We start from the raw sequence: 18,554 nt of genomic DNA, 5'->3' as shown, positions 1-18,554 counted from the left end.
TGACGTCGCGTCAGACGAGACCCGGGAAGAAGATCTTCAGCTCGCGCGCCGCCGACTCCTCCGAGTCCGAGGCGTGGATCAGGTTCTCCCGGACGATGGTGCCGAAGTCGCCACGGATGGAGCCCGGCGCGGCGGCGATCGGGTCGGTCGGGCCGGCGAGCGTCCGCAGGCCCTCGATGACCCGCTCGCCCTCGACGACGAGGGCGACGACCGGGCCGGACTGCATGAAGCCCATGAGCGGCTCGTAGAAGGGCTTGCCCTTGTGCTCGCCGTAGTGCTGCTCCAGCGTGTCCTGGTCCAGCTCGCGCAGCTCCAGGGCCGTGATGGCCCAGCCGGCCTTGCGCTCGATGCGGCCGATGATCTCGCCGATCAGACCACGGCGGACGGCGTCGGGCTTGAGCAGGACGAGCGATCGCTGGCTCACGGGGGAACTCCTTCGGAAAAGCGGTGTGCGGGACCTCCGAGGCTACAGGGCCCGCACGCCCCTCGATTACGCAGCGTCAGGCCCTGCCGAGGCCTGCGCCGCGGCCCAGCGGGCCTTCACCTCGTCGATCCTTCGCCCGTAGTGCACCGAGGCCCACCACAGGGCGGCGAAGACCGCGCCCAGGAAGAACATGGTGGGGACGAAGAAGCCGCTGAGGATCAGTCCGACCTGCAGGGCCCAGCCGAGCTGCACCCCGCCCGGGCGGGTGACCATGCCGCACAGCAGCACCGAGAAGACCATGGCCACGCCGCAGACCCACCACACGGTGGACGTCGCGAGGCTGTCGTCCTTCATGGCGACGAGACCGGCGAAGCCGATCACGAAGAACTCGCCGATGAGCGTCGAGGAACAGAGCGTACGCATCGGATTCAGCCCCTCCGCAGCAGCAGCCGGGCGTCGCCGACCGTGAAGATCGAACCGGTCACGAGGACACCCGCGCCGCCGTACTCGGCCTCTTCCTCCGCGAGGGTGATGGCCGCCTCGATGGCGTCCGGCAGCCGCGGCTCCACGACGACCCGGTCCTCGCCGAAGACCTCGACGGCGATCGCGGCGAGCGCGTCCACGTCGGTGGCCCGCGGGTTGGAGTTCGCCGTGATCACGACCTCCGCGAAGATCGGCTCGAAGGCCTCCAGGAGACCCTTGGCGTCCTTGTCCCCGCTTGTGGAGACCACACCGATGAGCCGGGAGAAGCCGAAGGCCTCGCTGATGCCCTCCGCCGTCGCCCGCGCGCCGTGCGGGTTGTGCGCAGCGTCCAGGAGGACGGTCGGCGAGGAGCGGACGATCTCCAGGCGGCCCGGCGAGGCCACCTGGGCGAAGGCCCGGCGGACGGTGTCGATGTCCAGGGTCCTGGCGTGCTCGGCGCCGATCCCGAAGAAGGCCTCGACCGCCGCGAGCGCCACCGCGGCGTTGTGCGCCTGGTAGGCGCCGTGCAGCGGCAGGTAGACGTTGTCGTACTCGCCGCCGAGGCCGCGCAGGGTGAGGAGCTGCCCGCCGACCGCGACCTCGCGGGAGACGATGCCGAACTCCATGCCCTCGCGGGCGACGGTGGCGTCCGCCTCGACGGCCTTCTTCAGCAGGACCTGGGCCGCGTCCACCGGCTGCTGGGCCAGGATGACGGTCGCGCCCTGCTTGATGATCCCGGACTTCTCGGCCGCGATCTCGGCGGTCGTCCCGCCGAGCCGGTCGGTGTGGTCGAGGTCGATGGGGGTGACGACGGCGACGGAGGCGTCGATGACGTTCGTCGCGTCCCAGGTGCCGCCCATGCCGACCTCGACGACGGCCGCGTCGACCGGGGCGTCCGCGAAGGCCGCGTACGCCATGCCGGTGAGGACCTCGAAGAAGGAGAGGCGGTACTCCTCGCGGGCGTCGACCAGCTCCACGTACGGCTTGACGTCCTGGTACGTCTCGATGAACCGCTCGGCGGAGATCGGGGCGCCGTCCAGGCTGATCCGCTCGGTGATGGTCTGCACGTGCGGCGAGGTGTAGCGCCCGGTGCGCAGCTCGAAGGCGCCGAGCAGGGCCTCGATCATGCGGGCCGTCGACGTCTTGCCGTTGGTGCCGGTGATGTGGATCGAGGGGTAGGCGCGCTGCGGCTCGCCGAGGACGTCCATCAGGGCCGCGATCCGGGTGACGGAGGGCTCCAGCTTGGTCTCGCCCCAGCGGGTGGACAGCTCGGTCTCGACCTCGCGCAGCGCCTTGTCCAGCTCGGGGTCCTCGGGGCGGCTGGGCACGGGGTCGCCCTGGGGCGGGCCGCCCTGCGTGCGCAGGGTACGGCTGCCGGCCTCGATCACCGCGAGGTCGGGGTCTCGGTCTGTCTCGGCGTCGACGATGTCGTCGAACTGGTCACTCGGGTCGCTCGGCTCGCTCACGGGCCCAGTCTACGGAGCGGTACCGACAGGACATTGGACCCACCCCTTTCGGGACCTTCGGTCCACCGTCCGCCGGACCGGCCCGGCAAACTTGGCGATCATGGACATAGGGATCGACCTCGGCACGGCCAACACGCTCCTCTACGCCCGCGGCCAGGGCATCGTGCTCAACGAACCGTCCGTGGTGGCGGTCCAGGAGGGCTCCCGGCAGGCGCTCGCGGTCGGCAGGGAGGCGAAGGAGACCATCGGCCGCACGCCCGGTTCGATCACCGCGATCCGCCCCCTGAGGGACGGTGTGATCAGCGACTACGAGGCGGCCGAGGAGATGATCCGGCACTTCGTCCGCAAGGCCGTCCCGGGCAGGCGGCGGCCCCGCACCCGGATGGTCGTGTGCGTGCCGAGCGGGGTGACCCAGGTCGAGCGGCGGGCCATCGTGCACGCCTCCCTCTCGGCGGGCGCGCGGGCCGTCCACCTGATCGAGGAGCCGATGGCGGCGGCGATCGGCGCCGGGCTCCCCGTCTCCTCCCCGCGCGGCTCGATGGTCGTCGACATCGGCGGCGGTACGACCGAGGTGGCGGTGATCTCGCTCGGCGGGATCGTCACGTCCCAGTCGCTGCGGGTCGGCGGCGACCGTCTCGACGCGGCCGTCACCGACTACGTCCGCAAGCGGCACTCGCTGCTCATCGGCGAGCGGACGGCGGAGGACGTGAAGGTCGCCATCGGCACGGCCTGGCCGGTGCCGGGCGCCGAGGAACGGGAGCGGGAGACGTTCACCGTGCGGGGGCGGGAGAAGGTCAGCGGGCTGCCGAGGACGGTGGAGCTGACGGTGCCGGAGGTGCGGGACGCGCTGGACGAGCCGGTGGAGGCGATCATCGCGGCCGTGCGGGTGACGCTGGAGGAGTGCCCGCCGGAGCTGTCCGGCGACGTGATGGAGCACGGCATCGTCCTGACCGGCGGCGGGGCGCTGCTGCCCGGCCTGGACCTGCGGATGGCCTCGGCGACGGGCATCCCGGTCTTCGTCGCGGACGAGCCGCTGGACTGCGTGGCGCTCGGCTCGGGCCGGTGCGTGGAGGACTTCGACGGGCTCCAGCGGGTGCTGGGCAAGGCGGAGACGGTCCGCTAGCCCCTCAGCTCCCCAGGCCCGTCAGTTCCCCAGGCCCGTCGGGAGCAGGGCCGTCACCCGGTAGGTGCCGCCCTCGCGGCGGGCCTTCAGCGTGCCGCCCATGCTGGTGACCCGCTCCTCCATCGAGAACAGGCCGGTGCCGGTCGAGACGGGCGCCGGGTCCGGCGGGCTCTTCGGCAGCGGATTGCGCACCTCGATCCGCAGATCGGGGCCCTCCAGCGTGATCGCGACCGTCACCGGAAGGCCGGGCGCGTGCTTGGCGGCGTTCGTCAGGCACTCCCGGACGACCCGGTGGACGGCGGCCTGCCGGAGCGGGGACAGCGCCTTGGCCTCCTCGGCGACCGTCAGCTCGACGGGGCTGCCCATCCGTTCGCTCTCCCCCGCGAGCTCCGTGAGCCCTTCGAGGCCGGGCGTGGCGGCGTCCCGGTCGGCGCGGCGCACGATCGTCTCGTTGAGCATGAGATGGGCGCGCCGGGCGGTGTCCGCGAGCTCCTCGAAGTCCTTCTGGTGGGCCTCGCCCCTGGCCCGGACGGCGAGGACCTCGGCCCGCACGGCGAGGACGGTCAGCTCGCGGCCGACCAGGTCGTGGACGTCCCGGCCGACGGAGATCCGCTCCTCCTGCACGGCCTGCCGGGCCGCGGCCTCGCGGCGCTGCGCCTCCAGGGCGCGGACGAGGTCCTGCCGGTACGCGGCGATGCCGACGCCCGCCGCGAGGACGCCGATCGGGACGACCAGGCTGAGGAAGTCGCTGAGCGTGTCGCCGTGCCGGGCGGGCCAACCGGGCGTCAGGAAGAGCCCGTACGCCACACCCACGTACAGCAGGGTCGCGGCGATCGCGGCGCGGCGCCCCCGGTAGCGGCCGATCGAGTACAGCGCGAACTGAATCATGGTCAGCTCGTGGAGCCAGCCCATCAGGCCGAGCGCCACCGCGTACGGCAGCCAGGGCAGCCGGCGCCGCAGCACGAGCGTGGCCGCGCCGGCCGCCAGGACCAGGGTCGCGGTGACCCCGGTGAGGGAGTTGTCGGCGCGGGCGAGCCCCGGCACGTCCAGGACCATCAGGCCGAACGCGCTGAGCGCGGCGACGACGTCGAGGGCGCGGGGCGAGACCGCCCACCGGTCCACGCATCGGCGGAGCGCGGGGACGGTGGGGAGGCGGAGCATGCCCTCCATCATCCAGGGTCTTTCGTCCCGACGCCGGAGACCTGAAGTCCCGTCTGATGTGACATCGGGCACTTCGTCCCGATTGCTGTTTGACTCGGAGGCGTGCACGGAGCATCCCAGGAGCAGCTGTCCTTCGCCGCCGCCGTCCTCGACGCCCTCCCCCAGGCGGCCCTCCTCCTCGACCGCGACCTGCGCGTCGCCCGGGTCGACCGCCGCCTCACCACGCTCCTGCGGCTCCCCGAGGGCCCCGGCCTCTCCCCCGGCTCACCGCGCTCGACCGGATCGCGGCGGCCGAGCGCCGCCCGTGGCAGCGGGACGCCCTCCTGGAGGACTACGAGCTCGGCCTGCACATGCGCCTCGCCGGCTACGGGGTCACCCATGTCGCCGACACCGGGGTCACCCAGGAGGCCCTGCCGTACACCAGCCGCTTCCTGACCCGGCGCACCCGCTGGGCCCAGGGCGACATTCGTCTCGGCGCGCGGCTTCGTCCGGCTGCTGCGCGGCCGGACGGGCTGGGCGAGGACCCGGCGGAACGCCGAGACGGCGGGCGTCGGCCCGGTCGCGACGGAGACCTGAGGCGTACGGGAAGGGGCCCGGAACCGTGTACCGGTTCCGGGCCCCTCCTCGTGCCGTACTAGGCCTGCGGCAGGGTCGCCAGCTGGGCCTGGATGCGGGCGATGTCCGCGTCCGCCTTGGCGAGGCGGCCCTTGATCTTGTCCACGACGTTGTCGGGGGCCTTGGCCAGGAAGGCCTCGTTCCCGAGCTTGGCCTCGGCCTGGGCCTTCTCCTTCTCGGCCGCCGCGAGGTCCTTCGCGAGGCGCTTGCGCTCGGCGGCGACGTCGATCGTGCCGGACAGGTCCAGCGCGACCGCGGCACCGGCGACCGGCAGGGTGGCGGTGGCCGCGAAGCCCTCACCCTCCGGCTGGAGGCGCAGGATCTGGCGGATGGCGGCCTCGTGCGCGACGAGCACCGTGCCGTCGAGCGTGAGGCGGGCGGGCACCTTCTGGGCGTCCTGGAGCCCCTGCTCCTTGCGGAAGCGGCGGACCTCGGTGACGACCTGCTGGACGAGCTCGATCTCCTTCTCCGCGGCGTCGTCGCGGAAACCGGAGTCCTTGGGCCAGTCGGCGATCACGAGGGACTCGCCGCCGGTGAGCGTCGTCCACAGGGTGTCGGTGACGAACGGGACGATCGGGTGCAGCAGCCGCAGCATGACGTCCAGGACCTCGCCGAGAACCCGGCCGGAGACCTTGGCACCCTCGCCGCCCGCGAAGAACGTGGTCTTCGATAGCTCGACGTACCAGGCGAAGACCTCGTCCCACGCGAAGTGGTAGAGGGCATCGGCGAGCTTGGCGAACTGGTAGTCGTCGTAGTAGGCGTCCACCTCGCCGACGACCTTGTTCAGGCGGGACAGGATCCAGCGGTCGGTCGCCGACATCTCGGAGGCGTCCGGGAGCGGCCCCTCGATCGTGGCGCCGTTCATCATCGCGAAGCGGGTCGCGTTCCAGATCTTGTTGGCGAAGTTCCGGGACGCCTGGACCCAGTCCTCGCCGATCGGGACGTCGACGCCCGGGTTGGCGCCCTTGGCCAGGGTGAACCGCAGGGCGTCGGAGCCGTACTTGTCCATCCAGTCCAGCGGGTTGACCGTGTTCCCGAACGACTTCGACATCTTCTTGCCGAACTCGTCGCGGACCATGCCGTGGAAGGCGATCGTGTGGAACGGCGGCTGACCGTCCATCGCGTACAGGCCGAACATCATCATGCGGGCGACCCAGAAGAACATCAGGTCGTAGCCGGTGACCAGGACGGAGTTCGGGTAGAACTTCTCCAGGTCGGGCGTCCGCTCCGGCCAGCCGAGCGTGGAGAACGGCCACAGGCCGGACGAGAACCACGTGTCGAGGACGTCGGTGTCCTGGGTCCAGCCCTCACCCGTGGGCGGCTCCTCGTCCGGGCCGACGCAGACCAGCTCGCCGTTCGGACCGTGCCAGACGGGGATGCGGTGGCCCCACCACAGCTGACGCGAGATGCACCAGTCGTTGAGGTTGTCGACCCAGTCGAAGTAGCGCTGCGACATGTCGGCCGGGTGGATGTTGACCCGGCCGTCACGGACGGCGTCGCCGGCGGCCTTGGCGAGGGTCTCGACCTTGACCCACCACTGCATGGACAGACGCGGCTCCAGCGTCGTCTTGCAGCGCGAGCAGTGGCCGACGGAGTGGACGTACGGGCGCTTCTCGGCGACGATCCGGCCCTCGGCGCGCAGGGCGGCGACGATCGCGGAGCGGGCCTCGAAGCGGTCCAGGCCCTGGAAGGGGCCGTGGACGGTGATCACACCGCGCTCGTCGAGGACCTCGATGGACTCGAGGTCGTGGCGCTGGCCGATCGCGAAGTCGTTCGGGTCGTGCGCCGGGGTCACCTTGACGGCGCCGGTGCCGAACTCCGGGTCGACGTGCGTGTCGGCGACGACCGGGATCGTACGGTCCGTCAGCGGCAGCTTGATCTGCTTGCCGATCAGGTGGGCGTAGCGCTCGTCGTCGGGGTGGACGGCGACGGCGGTGTCACCGAGCATCGTCTCCGCACGGGTCGTGGCGACGACGATGGTGTCCTCGCCCTCTCCGTACGTCATGGAGACGAGCTCGCCGTCGTCCTCCTGGTAGTCCACCTCGATGTCGGAGATCGCGGTGAGGCAGCGCGGGCACCAGTTGATGATGCGCTCGGCCCGGTAGATCAGCTCGTCGTCGTAGAGCTTCTTGAAGATGGTCTGGACGGCACGGGACAGGCCCTCGTCCATGGTGAAGCGGTCCCGGCTCCACGCCAGACCCTCGCCGAGGCGCCGCATCTGGCCGGCGATCTGACCGCCGGACTCGGCCTTCCACTCCCAGACGCGCTCGACGAAGGCCTCACGGCCCAGGTCGTGGCGGGACTTGCCCTCCTTGGCGAGCTCGCGCTCGACGACGTTCTGGGTGGCGATACCGGCGTGGTCCATGCCCGGCTGCCACAGCGTCTCGAAGCCCTGCATGCGCTTGCGGCGGGTGAGGGCGTCGATCAGCGTGTGCTCGAAGGCGTGGCCCAGGTGGAGGGAGCCGGTGACGTTCGGCGGCGGGATGACGATGGTGTACGCCGGCTTCTCGCTCTTCGCGTCCGCCTCGAAGTACCCGCGCTCTACCCAGCGCTCGTACAGCGGCCCCTCTACCTCGGCCGGCGCGTACGTGGTCGGCAGTTCGGTGGTGGGCGCTGTCTGCTGCTGAGTGTTCTCGGTCACGGGGCCAGTTTAGGGGTGTCCCGGTGCTGTCCTGAAACGCTTTGGTTCGGTAACGGTGTGGCCCCCGCCGCACTTCCCGGCCCGCGGTTCCGCCAGGATGTTCGGTAGGCATAAACATCCTGTGAGGGGAACCTGTCGATGAGCTACAACCAGCCGGGCCCGTACGGCGGCCAGCAGCCCGGTCCTTACGGCCAGCCGGGCCCTTACGGCCAGCAGCCGCAGCAGCCGGGCCCGTACGGCCAGCCGCAGGCTCCGCAGCCGGGTTACGGGTACCCCCAGCAGGCCCCGCAGGGCGTCCCGCCGCAGCAGCCGCCCTACGGCTACCCGCAGCAGCCCCAGCAGCCCGGCCCGTACGGCCAGCAGCCGCAGTACGGCGCCCCCCAGGGCCCCGGCGGGTACATGCCCCACCCGCCGGCCCCGAAGAAGTCCAAGGCCGGCTGGATCATCGGCGCGGTCGCGGTCGTCGCGGCGATCGGCGTGGGCGCGTACTTCGTGCTCGGCGGCGGCGGTGCCTCGGTCGCGGACGACGGCCCCCACAAGCTGATCACGCCGGAGACGGTGCTCGGCGAGTACAAGAAGTCCCCCGACAAGGGCGACTCGTCCGACAAGGACACGCTGAAGGAAGCCGAGAAGAACGGCGTCAAGAACGCCAAGGAGGTCAGCGCCTCCTACCAGGTGGAGAACAAGGCCAACCCGCTGGCGGGCAAGGTTCTCTCCTTCAGCGGTCTCTACGGCGAGATCGACGACCCGGAGAAGGTCGTCGACACCGTCTTCACCAGCATCAAGACCGAGGCCGACAAGGACAAGGGCAAGAAGGGCGAGCCCGCCCTGGTCGGCGAGCCGAAGGCGTACGAGCCGGCCGAGCTCGACGGCGCCGTCCTCAAGTGCCAGCAGGCCAAGAGCGAGGCCGACCCCGCCTCTTCGACGCCGGCGTTCGCCATGACGATCTGCGTCTGGGCCGACCACAGCACCGTGGGCTTCGTCGTGCCCCTCGACATGGCCTCCGCCCTCACGGGTGCGGGCGGCTCCGCCGAGGACGCCGCCGCCATCACCGCCAAGCTCCGCAAGGAGATCCGCGTCAAGGCCTGATCCGCGGCCCGCGCACGGAGAAGGGGCGCCCCGCCGGTCGGCGGGGCGCCCCTTCCATGTCCGGGCGGCTCAGGCGGACTTCTCGTGCCTGCCGTCGTTCTTCACGATCCGCGGGACCAGCGTCGGGTTGACGTTGTTGCGGACGACGTCGGCCGTGATGACCACGCGGGCCACGTCCTTGCGGGACGGGACCTCGTACATGACCGACTGGAGGACCTCCTCCATGATGGCGCGCAGGCCGCGCGCGCCGGTGCCGCGGAGGATCGCCTGATCGGCGATGGCCTCCAGGGCCGGGCGGTCGAAGTCCAGCTCCACGCCGTCGAGTTCGAAGAGGCGCTGGTACTGCTTCACCAGCGCGTTGCGCGGCTCGACCAGGATCTGGAGGAGCGCCTCGCGGTCGAGGTTGTGGACGGAGGTGAGGACGGGGAGACGGCCGATGAACTCGGGGATCATCCCGAACTTCACCAGGTCCTCCGGCATGACCTCCTGGAACTGGTCGCTCGCCTCGATCTCGCGCTTGGAGCGGATGGTCGCCCCGAAGCCGATGCCCTTGGCGCCCGCCCGCGACTCGATGATCTTCTCCAGGCCGGCGAAGGCGCCGCCCACGATGAAGAGCACGTTCGTCGTGTCGATCTGGATGAACTCCTGGTGCGGGTGCTTCCGGCCGCCCTGCGGGGGAACCGAGGCCGTCGTGCCTTCCAGGATCTTCAGGAGGGCCTGCTGGACGCCCTCACCGCTCACGTCACGCGTGATCGACGGGTTTTCGCTCTTACGGGCGACCTTGTCGATCTCGTCGATGTAGATGATCCCGGTCTCGGCCTTCTTGACGTCGTAGTCGGCCGCCTGGATCAGCTTGAGCAGGATGTTCTCGACGTCCTCGCCGACATAGCCGGCCTCCGTCAGCGCCGTCGCGTCGGCGATGGCGAACGGGACGTTGAGCATGCGGGCCAGGGTCTGCGCGAGCAGCGTCTTCCCGGAGCCCGTGGGGCCGAGCAGCAGAATGTTGGACTTCGCCAGTTCGATGGCGTCGTCACGGCCCTGCGCGCCGCCGTTCTCGCCGGCCTGGACGCGCTTGTAGTGGTTGTACACCGCGACCGAGAGGGCCTTCTTCGCGGGCTCCTGCCCGACGACGTACCCCTCGAGGAACTCGTAGATCTCGCGGGGCTTGGGGAGTTCCTCCCACCGCACCTCGCTCGTCTCCGCGAGTTCTTCCTCGATGATCTCGTTGCAGAGGTCGATGCACTCGTCGCAGATGTACACACCGGGTCCCGCGATGAGCTTCTTCACCTGCTTCTGGCTCTTTCCGCAGAACGAGCACTTGAGCAGGTCGCCGCCATCACCGATGCGTGCCACGAGGTGCTTCCCCTTCGCCTGGGAGTGCTTGGTTCAGCGACTCCTGGTGCCTCATATTCGACGGTACCTTGCCGGGCCCCCCGTTCGGGCCCCCCTTGGCACGGTTCACATGGTCGCGATTCGGCCACACAGGCCGTCCGGGCCTCCGCGAACCGTGCCGAGGGAAGGTCGAGCGTCAGGCTGCCGCGGCGGCCGTGCTCTTGCGGGTCGAGACGATCTGGTCGATCAGGCCGTACGCCAGGGCGTCCTCGGCCGTCAGGATCTTGTCGCGCTCGATGTCGTCGCGGATCTTCTCGATCGGCGTCGAGGAGTGCTTGGCCAGCATCTCTTCGAGCTGGCTGCGCATCCGCAGGATCTCGTTGGCCGCGATCTCCAGGTCGGAGAGCTGCTCGCGGCCGGTGCCGCCGGAGGGCTGGTGGATCAGCACGCGGGCGTTCGGCAGGGCCATCCGCTTGCCGGGGGTGCCGGCGGCGAGCAGCACGGCCGCGGCGGAGGCCGCCTGGCCCATGCAGACCGTCTGGATGTCCGGCTTCACGAACTGCATCGTGTCGTAGATGGCCGTGAGGGCGGTGAAGGAGCCGCCCGGGCTGTTGATGTAGATCGAGATGTCGCGGTCCGGGTCCATCGACTCCAGGCACAGCAGCTGCGCCATGACGTCGTTGGCGGAGGCGTCGTCGATCTGCACGCCGAGGAAGATCACGCGCTCCTCGAAGAGCTTCGCGTACGGGTCGTACTCGCGCACGCCCTGCGAGGTGCGCTCGACGAAGCGCGGCACGACGTAGCGGTTGTCCATCGGCGCGCCGGTGTAGAGGCCGCTCGGGGAGAGGTTGTTCTGCATCTGGGTGTTCACCGTCCTGGTGGCGTTCGGCGGAGGTCTTGGGCTCTTCGGCGGGCTGCCGGCGCTCAGGCGCCCGTGCCGCCGCCGCCCGGAACACCCGCGGCGTGCGTGATGATGTCGTCGATGAGGCCGTACTCCTTGGCCTCGTCCGCGGTGAACCAGCGGTCACGGTCGCCGTCGCGGATGATCGCCTCGACGGTCTGGCCGGAGTGCTGCGCGGTGATCTCGGCCATGCGCTTCTTCGTGCGCAGGAGGTACTCGGCCTGGATCTTGATGTCGGAGGCGGTGCCGCCGATGCCGGCGGATCCCTGGTGCATCAGGATGTCGGTGTTCGGCAGCGCGAAGCGCTTGCCGGGGGCGCCGGCGGTGAGCAGGAACTGGCCCATGGAGGCCGCCATGCCCATACCGATGGTGACGACGTCGTTCGGGATGAACTGCATGGTGTCGTAGACCGCCATGCCGGCCGTCACCGAGCCGCCGGGGCTGTTGATGTACAGGAAGATGTCCTTCTCCGGCTCGGCGGCCAGGAGGAGCATCTGGGCGGTGATCTTGTTGGCGATCTCGTCGTCGACCTGCTGGCCGAGGAAGATGATGCGCTCGCCGAGCAGCCGGTTGTAGACATGGTCGCCGAGGCCGCCACCGATGGACGGCTCACCCGCGGCGTAAGGCTTCAGATTCGTCACGTATCCACCTGCTCGTCTCCGACGGCCCCGGGCCGTCTCAGCGTCTTGTTCAGAGGGCAGTGCCCTCGTATTCATGGACCCTAACGCGCAGGTCGGACAACGCCATCCCGGTTCCCGAACTGTTCGCTGGGAGCGCAAGGTAGTTGGGGGTGTGTAAGCGGGTCCGGATACGTCCACGGGCCCGCACGCACAGCAGTGCGTACGGGCCCGTGGAGCAGGGTCCGCCAGGGGCGGGGGCCCTTACTTGTCCTCGGAGACCTCGGCCTCGCCGGTGACGGCCTCGACGGCCTCGGCGGCGGTCTCGACCTCGTCCTCGTCGTCGGAGAGGTCGACGACCTCACCGTTGGTGTCGACGACCTTGGCGGCCTCGACGACGACCGCGAGGGCCTTGCCGCGGGCGACCTCGCCGACGAGCATCGGCACCTGGCCCTGCTGGGCCACGGCCTGGGCGAACTGGTCGGGGCTCATGCCGGAGGAGGCGGCACGGCGGAACAGGTGCTCGGTGAGCTCCTCGCGGGAGACGTCGAGCTTCTCCTTGTTGACGAGCTCATCGAGGATGAACTGCGTCTTGATGCCCTTCTCGGCCTGCTCCTTGGTCTCGGCCAGGAACTCTTCCTCGGTCTTGCCCTGGATCTCCAGGTACTTCGCGAGGTCGAGGCCCATCTGGCCGAGCTGGTGGTGCTCCAGGTTGTGCTTGCGGGTGTTGATCTCGTCCTCGAGAAGCTTCTCGGGCATCGGGACCTCGACCAGCTTGAGGAGCTCGTCGAGGACGCGCTCCTGGGCCTGGGTGGCCTGGTCGAACTGCTTCATGTTCTCGAGGCGCTTGCGGCTGTCGGCCTTGAGCTCGTCGAGGGTGTCGAACTCCGAGGCCAGCTGCGCGAACTCGTCGTCGAGCTCGGGGAGCTCACGGGCGGCGACGGTGGTGACCTTGACGGTGACCTCCGCGTCCTTGCCCTCGGCGGAGCCGCCCTTCAGCTGCGAGGTGAAGGTGGCCTCGCCACCGGCCTCCAGGCCCTTGACGGCCTCGTCGATGCCGTCGAGCAGCTCGCCGGAACCGATGGTGTACGAGACGTCGCTGGCGACACCGTCGGGCAGGACCTCGCCGTCGACCTTGGCCTCGAGGTCGATGGTGACGACGTCGCCGTCCTGGGCGGCGCGCTCGACCGGGGAGGTCGAGGCGAAGCGCTCGCGGAGCTGCTCCACGGACTTCTCGACGTCCTCGTCGGTGACCTCGACCGCGTCGACGGTGACCTCGATGCCGGAGTAGTCCGGGATCTCGATCGTCGGGCGGATGTCGACCTCGGCGGTGAAGGCCAGCAGCTCGCCGTCCTTCAGCTCGGTGATGTCGACCTCGGGCTGGCCCAGCGGGTTGACCTCGGCCTCGTTGACGGCCTCGGTGTAGAACTTCGGGAGCGCGTCGTTGACGGCCTCCTCCAGCACGGCGCCGCGGCCGAACCGCTGGTCGATCACGCGAGCCGGGATCTTGCCCTTACGGAAGCCCTTGACCGTGACCTGCTGGTTGATCTTCTTGTACGCCGCGTCGAGGCTGTCCTTGAGCTCCTCGAAGGGCACCTCGACAGTGAGCCGAACCCGGGTCGGGTTCAGGGTCTCCACGGCGCTCTTCACGGTTCGGTCTCCTTGTGGCTGATTCCTGGAATCCACCGGCGCCGCGATCAGCGGTTCCGGCGGGTCGGCCCGGTCAGAAAGACACACGGGCACGCAGCTTGCATAGTAACCGCAAGCGGGATGACGCCCACAACGTGATCAAGAACGCGCGAGGTCGGCGCGTGATCGTCATGGTCGGGGTGGCGGGATTTGAACCCACGGCCTTCCGCTCCCAAAGCGGACGCGCTACCAAGCTGCGCCACACCCCGTCGGTGCGACACGTAGGGTACATGGACGGAGACTGTCCGGCGCCCCCTGTTTTCGGGGGTGTGCGCGAATGCCCCCCGACCGGCTAACATGCTCCTCGTGCCGCGGTCCTCGTGACCTGCGGCGCGGCGCTGTGCGGGTGTAGCTCAATGGTAGAGCACTAGTCTTCCAAACTAGCTACGCGGGTTCGATTCCCGTCACCCGCTCCACACCTCAGGGCCGGTCCGGAGAGAAATTCTCCGGCCCGGCCCTGAGGCGTTTCCGGCCGTGCCTGACGTACTGCCTCTTATTGCCGCGCGCGGCGGCCGGACGGATCGCTACGTTCCCCTCGACGATCAAAGGATCAGGGAGGGGAACGTCATGAGGGAGACGAGACGGCCGGCCGTGGTGGCCGCGCTGGCGCTGGCCTGTGCGGCCGGGCTGCTGGGCGGCGGTACCGCGCGGGCGGCGGACTTCCCGTACACACCGGCCGAGCCGACGCTCTGGCCGGGCGGGTGCGCGACGGCCGGCGAGCTGCCGTGGGTGGGGAACAACGACCTGAGCCTGTCCGTGAAGGCGGCGGGCGAGGGCGACGGGGCGCTCGTGGAGACACACTTCCAGCTGTGGAAGCAGGGCGAGGAGGCGGCTCCCGCGGTCGACGTGCTCGTCACCACCGTCCCCGGGTCGACGGCCCGGCTCTCGGTGCTGCACGAGCAGGTCCCGGAAGAGGGGCCCTACTGGTGGCAGGCCCGGATCGAGGGGGCCGCGGGGGCCTCGGCCTGGACCGCGCCCTGTGGTTTCCGGACCGACCAGACACCGCCCGCCACCCCCACGGTGACGTTCACGGACGCCGACCAGTACCCGCAGGGGGCGCCTTCCGGCGTGGTCCGCACCGTGCGATTCAGCCTGCCTCAGGGGACCGAGGCGAAGGGCTTCTGCTTCAACCCGGAGCGGGAGATCGGGGTGTCCGAGAACGGCTGCGACAGCCAGTGGGTGCCCGTGGAGGCGGACGGGACCGCGACCGCCACCTTCGTCTCGCCCGAGCGCACCGGACCGGCGACGCTCTACGCGCAGACGGTGGACCGGGCGGGCAACATCTCCCCGACGGCGTACGAGTACTACAAGGTCGCGTACCCCTTCGCGGAGCCGTTCGGCGACTACACCAGCGACGGCCGCGTCGATCTCCTCGGTGTCGGCGCGGACGGGAAACTGACGCTGCGCGCCGGGCAGGAGGGCGGCGGTTTCGGCGCTCCCGTGGTCGCGGACGGCCGAGACTGGTCGGACGCGGTGGTGCGGAGGGCGAGCTGGCTCACCCACCGGGACGGGCCCCGGCCGGGCAACGACGTCCGCAACGACATCGTCGCGCTCCGGGACGGGAAGCTGTCCGTGTACCCGGGCGACGGCGAGGGCGGTTTCGGTGCCCCCGTGGAGATCACCGGGTACGACTGGTCGCGCGTCACGGACGTCGCGTTCGACCGGCGCGAGAGCCAGCTGCTGCTCGCCAAGGAGGGCGACCGGCTGCTGCTCTTCGATCTGAACACGTACGGACAGCCGAGGGTGGTCGGTGCGCCGTCCGTCCTCGCCGCGAGCGGCTGGGCCTCGAAGTCCGTCCACTTCTCGGACGGGCCCGCCGAGTCCGGGATGCCCTTCTTCTGGGCGCGGGACGCCCGGCGGGGGACGCTGGAGTACTTCCCCGTCGAGTACGGCACGGCCGAGCCGTGGGTGCTGGGGACACCGAAGACCGTCGCCGCGTCCGGCTGGACCGCGCGGCTGCGTCCCTCCGTCGCCGTCGTCGGTGATCTGGACGGCGACGGGCACAGCGATCTCGTCAGCAGGGACCGCTCGGGTGCCCTGCTGCTCCACCCGGCCGCCGAGGACGGCTCGCTGGGCACCCCGGTGACCCTGTACGCCTCGGGCTGGAGCGGTGTCGCCTTCTTCTGACGCGTCCTCCCCGACACGTCGCACGAGCGCCATGGGCCTCTACCGGTGTCGGTGGGGGCCCATGGCCGGTTCAGAACTTGATGGACGCGACCGTCTGCGTTATCGAGTCCAGGAAGCGCTGGATGTCGTCGGCCATGCCGGTGGAGGCGAGGAAGAAGCCGAAGAGGACGGCGACCACGGCCGGGCCGCCCTTGAGGTTCCCCCCGCGGATCAGCACCACCAGGATGATTGCCAACAGCAACACCACAGACAGTGAAATGGCCACAACTGATCACACCCTCGGTCGGTCCCGCCTTGCCCACCAGGGAGCCCCTGTCTCGGAACACCCCCCGCTGTCTCCATCGTGCCACCAACCCCCCTGCCCTCGCTGCCGGGTGACGAATCGTCGTGGACAAGATCACGTCGCGCGCGGGCGCGGCCGGTCAGGCGGGGCGGGACAGGAGCAGCAGGGCCCGGTCGTCGTTGACGTCCTTGGCGACGGCTTCGATCAGGTGCCAGGCGACGCCTTCGAAGCCCTCGGCGACGCAGCGGTCGGCCTCGCCGGTCAGGCGGTCGATGCCCTCGGCGATGTCCCGGTCGGCGGCCTCGACCAGGCCGTCGGTGAAGAGCATGAGGACGTCGCCGGGGCGCAGCGAGCCCTTGACCGGGTGGAACTCGGCCCCGTCGTAGACGCCGAGGAGGGGTCCTTCGGCGTCCTTCTCCTCCCAGCGGCCGCTGCCGGCGTGGAGCTGGAGGGCGGGCAGGTGGCCGGCGGAGAACAGCTCGTAGTCGCCGGACTCCAGGTCGAGGACGAGGTGGATCGAGGTGGCGAAGCCCTCGTCCCAGTTCTGGCGGAGGAGGTAGCCGTTGGCCGCGGGCAGGAAGCCGTGCGGCGGGAGCGAGCCGAGGAGTCCGCCGAAGGCGCCGGAGAGCAGCAGGGAGCGGGAGGCCGCGTCCATGCCCTTGCCGGAGACGTCGGTGAGGACGACCTCCAGGGTCCGCCCGCCGTGGGTGCGGGCGGCGACGACGAAGTCGCCGGAGAAGGACTGGCCGCCGGCCGGGCGCAGGGCCATCTCGCGGTGCCAGCCCTTGGGGAGCCGGGGCAGGGCGCTCTGGACGCGGATGCGTTCGCGCAGGTCGAAGAGCATGGTGCCGCCGCGCCGCCAGGGCACGCCGACCCTGGCCCGGAACTGGGCGATGAGGAGCCCGAAGAGTCCGCAGGCGGCGACGACCAGGACGGTGCCGGGGGTGACCCTGGCGGGGCCCTGGGTGTACGGGCCGAGGACGACGGACTCGACGATGAGGGCGCCGGCGGCGGCCGCGTACAGGGCGAGCAGGCTGGCGGGGCGCAGCAGCAGGCCGCCGGCCACGATGGGCAGGACGAGGGCGGCGGGCGAGCACCAGACGGGGTTGAGGAGGGTCCCGCACGCGATGGCGGGAATCATCAGGAGGAGTCCGGCGAAGGCGAGCCAGTCGGCGCCGTCGCCGCGGAAGTAGTCGACGGCCGATCTGCGCAGCACGACGCGGGCCCGGCGCACGCGCCTGCGTGTCCGGGCCGCGTACGTGTTCACTCCGGCGCGCTGTCCCATTGGCCTGGACCCTATCCATCCCGTCGGACATCGTGCAGGGGTACCCCGGTGACAATGTGCGAGAAATCGGGTCGCCTCGGGCGCGCGCCGCTGATATCGATGGCATATGACGACTGAACTGCGGGTTCTCGACCCGTCGGAGTGGGACCGCTGGTACGGGGTGTTGGAGCTCGCCTTCGGCGGGGTGGCGGAGGCGCCGGAGGAGCGGCAGCTGTGGCGCGATCTGACCGAGTTCGACCGGTCCCTGGGTGTCTGGGACGGTGATCTGTGCGTGGGTACGGCGGGGGCGTTCAGCTTCCGGCTCACGGTGCCGGGCGGGGCGTCGGTCCCGGCGGGCGGGGTGACGATGGTGAGCGTGGCGGGGACCCACCGGCGGCGCGGGATCCTGACCTCGATGATGCGCCGGCAGCTGGACGACCTGCGGGCGGCGGGCGAGTCGCTGGCGGTGCTGACGGCCTCGGAGCCGGAGATCTACGGGCGGTTCGGCTACGGCGTCGGCGCGTACTCGGCGCACGCGGTGATCGACACGAACCGGGTGCGGCTGACGGTGCCGGAGGGTACGGACGGGGTCTCCCTGCGGCTGGCCGACCTGACGGAGTCCTCGGCGGTGTGCGAGGCGGTGTACGCGCGGCTGGTGCCGGCGCGCCCCGGGATGCTCGCGCGGCGGCCGGAGTGGGAGCGGCTGCCGCTGATGGACCCGGCGGCCGACCGGGAGGGCGCGTCGCCGCGGCAGTGCGTGCTCGCGGAGCGGGACGGGGAGGTCGTGGGCTTCGCGCACTACGCGATCAAGCCGGACTGGGGATACGCGGGGGCCGAAGGGTCCGTGAACGTGCACCAGTTGATGGGGCTCGACCCGCTGGCCGAGGCGGCGCTGTGGCGGTACCTCTGCTCGGTGGACCTGGCGTCGACGGTACGGTTCCGCAGCCGGCCGGTGGACGACGCCTGGCAGCACCTGGTGAGTGACGTGCGGCGGTGCGAGCCGACGCTGCGGGACGGGCTGCACGTGCGGCTCGTGGAGGTGGGTGCGGCGCTGGAGGCGCGGACGTACCAGGCGCCGGTGGACGTGGTGTTCGAGGTCGCGGACGCGTTCTGTCCGTGGAACGAGGGACGGTGGCGGCTGACGGGGGACGCGAAGGGCGCGGTCTGCGTCCGGACGTCGGATCCCGCGGACCTCGCGCTGTCCGTGCGGGAGCTGGGTGCCGCCTACCTGGGCGGGACCTCGCTGGTGTCGCTGGCCTCGGCGGGGCGGGTGCGGGAGCTTCGGGACGGGGCGCTGGTCGAGGCGTCGGTGGCCTTCGGGTCGCCGGTCGCGCCGTGGCTGCCGCACGGTTTCTGACGA

The 18,554-nt window shown here is 70.7% G+C and carries 16 protein-coding genes and 2 tRNA genes; 6 read left to right on the top strand and 12 right to left on the bottom strand.

The window, feature by feature from the left end:
* Window positions 1–10: 10 nt before the first annotated feature.
* The 3 genes from ndk to folC form a co-directional block, all read right to left on the bottom strand.
* A complete protein-coding gene (ndk, locus tag IE237_RS11575) occupies window positions 11–424 on the bottom strand; it encodes a nucleoside-diphosphate kinase (RefSeq protein WP_093876112.1) in 414 nt (137 codons plus the stop codon).
* A gap of 66 nt (window positions 425–490) precedes the next feature.
* On the bottom strand, window positions 491–847 hold the full coding sequence (locus IE237_RS11570) for a DUF4233 domain-containing protein (RefSeq protein WP_189801823.1): 357 nt from the start codon (window positions 845–847) through the stop codon (window positions 491–493).
* A 5-nt stretch (window positions 848–852) separates the two neighbouring features.
* Window positions 853–2,352 carry a bifunctional tetrahydrofolate synthase/dihydrofolate synthase gene (gene folC, locus IE237_RS11565; protein WP_189801822.1) on the bottom strand — a complete coding sequence of 500 codons (1,500 nt, stop codon included), beginning with the start codon at window positions 2,350–2,352 and terminating at the stop codon, window positions 853–855.
* A 100-nt stretch (window positions 2,353–2,452) separates the two neighbouring features.
* Here folC and IE237_RS11560 point away from each other — a divergent pair, with 100 nt between their 5' ends.
* On the top strand, window positions 2,453–3,475 hold the full coding sequence (locus tag IE237_RS11560) for a rod shape-determining protein (protein WP_189801821.1): 1,023 nt from the start codon (window positions 2,453–2,455) through the stop codon (window positions 3,473–3,475).
* Between the two features lie 21 nt (window positions 3,476–3,496).
* Here the strand turns inward: IE237_RS11560 and IE237_RS11555 are convergent, their stop codons facing one another.
* A complete protein-coding gene (locus tag IE237_RS11555) occupies window positions 3,497–4,636 on the bottom strand; it encodes a sensor histidine kinase (protein ID WP_229842593.1) in 1,140 nt (379 codons plus the stop codon).
* Window positions 4,637–4,725: 89 nt separating this feature from the next.
* Between IE237_RS11555 and IE237_RS40675 the strand changes: the two genes are divergently transcribed.
* Window positions 4,726–5,274 carry a glycosyltransferase family 2 protein gene (locus IE237_RS40675; protein WP_229842592.1) on the top strand — a complete coding sequence of 183 codons (549 nt, stop codon included), beginning with the start codon at window positions 4,726–4,728 and terminating at the stop codon, window positions 5,272–5,274.
* Here the strand turns inward: IE237_RS40675 and IE237_RS11545 are convergent.
* Entirely contained in the window at window positions 5,271–7,892 is a 2,622-nt protein-coding gene (locus IE237_RS11545; protein WP_189801819.1) for a valine--tRNA ligase, read from the bottom strand. The two genes, IE237_RS40675 and IE237_RS11545, sit on opposite strands and share 4 nt — an antisense overlap.
* Before the next feature lie 138 nt (window positions 7,893–8,030).
* On the opposite strand from IE237_RS11545, the gene IE237_RS11540 reads away from it, so the two are divergent.
* Complete coding sequence (locus IE237_RS11540) at window positions 8,031–8,981, top strand: hypothetical protein (protein ID WP_189801818.1); 951 nt, start codon at window positions 8,031–8,033, stop codon at window positions 8,979–8,981.
* Window positions 8,982–9,050: 69 nt separating this feature from the next.
* On the opposite strand, the gene clpX is transcribed toward IE237_RS11540, so the two are convergent.
* The 5 genes from clpX to IE237_RS11515 form a co-directional block, all read right to left on the bottom strand.
* Window positions 9,051–10,334 carry an ATP-dependent Clp protease ATP-binding subunit ClpX gene (gene clpX / locus IE237_RS11535; protein WP_015033605.1) on the bottom strand — a complete coding sequence of 428 codons (1,284 nt, stop codon included), beginning with the start codon at window positions 10,332–10,334 and terminating at the stop codon, window positions 9,051–9,053.
* Between the two features lie 175 nt (window positions 10,335–10,509).
* Window positions 10,510–11,172 (bottom strand): ATP-dependent Clp protease proteolytic subunit, encoded by a 663-nt coding sequence (locus IE237_RS11530; protein ID WP_189801817.1) that lies wholly within the window; start codon window positions 11,170–11,172, stop codon window positions 10,510–10,512.
* A 65-nt stretch (window positions 11,173–11,237) separates the two neighbouring features.
* Window positions 11,238–11,855, bottom strand: a complete 618-nt coding sequence (locus tag IE237_RS11525; RefSeq protein ID WP_189801816.1) for an ATP-dependent Clp protease proteolytic subunit — start codon at window positions 11,853–11,855, stop codon at window positions 11,238–11,240.
* Window positions 11,856–12,095: 240 nt separating this feature from the next.
* The gene (gene tig / locus IE237_RS11520; protein WP_189801815.1) at window positions 12,096–13,481 is read right to left on the bottom strand and encodes a trigger factor; all 1,386 of its coding nucleotides are present in this window, start codon (window positions 13,479–13,481) and stop codon (window positions 12,096–12,098) included.
* A gap of 171 nt (window positions 13,482–13,652) precedes the next feature.
* Window positions 13,653–13,729, bottom strand: a tRNA-Pro gene (locus IE237_RS11515).
* 133 nt (window positions 13,730–13,862) lie between these two features.
* Here IE237_RS11515 and IE237_RS11510 point away from each other — a divergent pair.
* Window positions 13,863–13,936, top strand: a tRNA-Gly gene (locus IE237_RS11510).
* A gap of 151 nt (window positions 13,937–14,087) precedes the next feature.
* Complete coding sequence (locus IE237_RS11505; protein ID WP_189801814.1) at window positions 14,088–15,647, top strand: hypothetical protein; 1,560 nt, start codon at window positions 14,088–14,090, stop codon at window positions 15,645–15,647.
* 70 nt (window positions 15,648–15,717) lie between these two features.
* On the opposite strand, the gene IE237_RS11500 is transcribed toward IE237_RS11505, so the two are convergent.
* Both IE237_RS11500 and IE237_RS11495 read right to left on the bottom strand, forming a co-directional pair.
* A complete protein-coding gene (locus IE237_RS11500; protein WP_015033610.1) occupies window positions 15,718–15,912 on the bottom strand; it encodes a hypothetical protein in 195 nt (64 codons plus the stop codon).
* Between the two features lie 157 nt (window positions 15,913–16,069).
* A complete protein-coding gene (locus tag IE237_RS11495) occupies window positions 16,070–17,215 on the bottom strand; it encodes a PP2C family protein-serine/threonine phosphatase (RefSeq protein ID WP_189801813.1) in 1,146 nt (381 codons plus the stop codon).
* 106 nt (window positions 17,216–17,321) lie between these two features.
* Between IE237_RS11495 and IE237_RS11490 the strand changes: the two genes are divergently transcribed.
* Complete coding sequence (locus IE237_RS11490; protein ID WP_189801812.1) at window positions 17,322–18,551, top strand: GNAT family N-acetyltransferase; 1,230 nt, start codon at window positions 17,322–17,324, stop codon at window positions 18,549–18,551.
* The last annotated feature ends 3 nt before the right edge of the window (window positions 18,552–18,554 follow it).

It is taken from the genome of Streptomyces tanashiensis, from assembly GCF_014648895.1.
GTDB lineage: Bacteria > Actinomycetota > Actinomycetes > Streptomycetales > Streptomycetaceae > Streptomyces > Streptomyces tanashiensis.
This window is presented reverse-complemented; position numbering and strand designations above follow the sequence as displayed.

Excerpts from the sequence above, each read along its gene's own strand:
- IE237_RS11505 (WP_189801814.1), top strand. The coding sequence starts at position 14,088 with ATGAGGGAGACGAGACGGCCGGCCGTGGTGGCCGCGCTGGCGCTGGCC.
- IE237_RS11495 (WP_189801813.1), bottom strand. The coding sequence starts at position 17,215 with ATGGGACAGCGCGCCGGAGTGAACACGTACGCGGCCCGGACACGCAGG.
- IE237_RS11530 (WP_189801817.1), bottom strand. The coding sequence starts at position 11,172 with ATGCAGAACAACCTCTCCCCGAGCGGCCTCTACACCGGCGCGCCGATG.
- IE237_RS11490 (WP_189801812.1), top strand. The coding sequence starts at position 17,322 with ATGACGACTGAACTGCGGGTTCTCGACCCGTCGGAGTGGGACCGCTGG.
- IE237_RS11555 (WP_229842593.1), bottom strand. The coding sequence starts at position 4,636 with ATGCTCCGCCTCCCCACCGTCCCCGCGCTCCGCCGATGCGTGGACCGG.
- IE237_RS11540 (WP_189801818.1), top strand. The coding sequence starts at position 8,031 with ATGAGCTACAACCAGCCGGGCCCGTACGGCGGCCAGCAGCCCGGTCCT.
- IE237_RS11570 (WP_189801823.1), bottom strand. The coding sequence starts at position 847 with ATGCGTACGCTCTGTTCCTCGACGCTCATCGGCGAGTTCTTCGTGATC.
- IE237_RS11560 (WP_189801821.1), top strand. The coding sequence starts at position 2,453 with ATGGACATAGGGATCGACCTCGGCACGGCCAACACGCTCCTCTACGCC.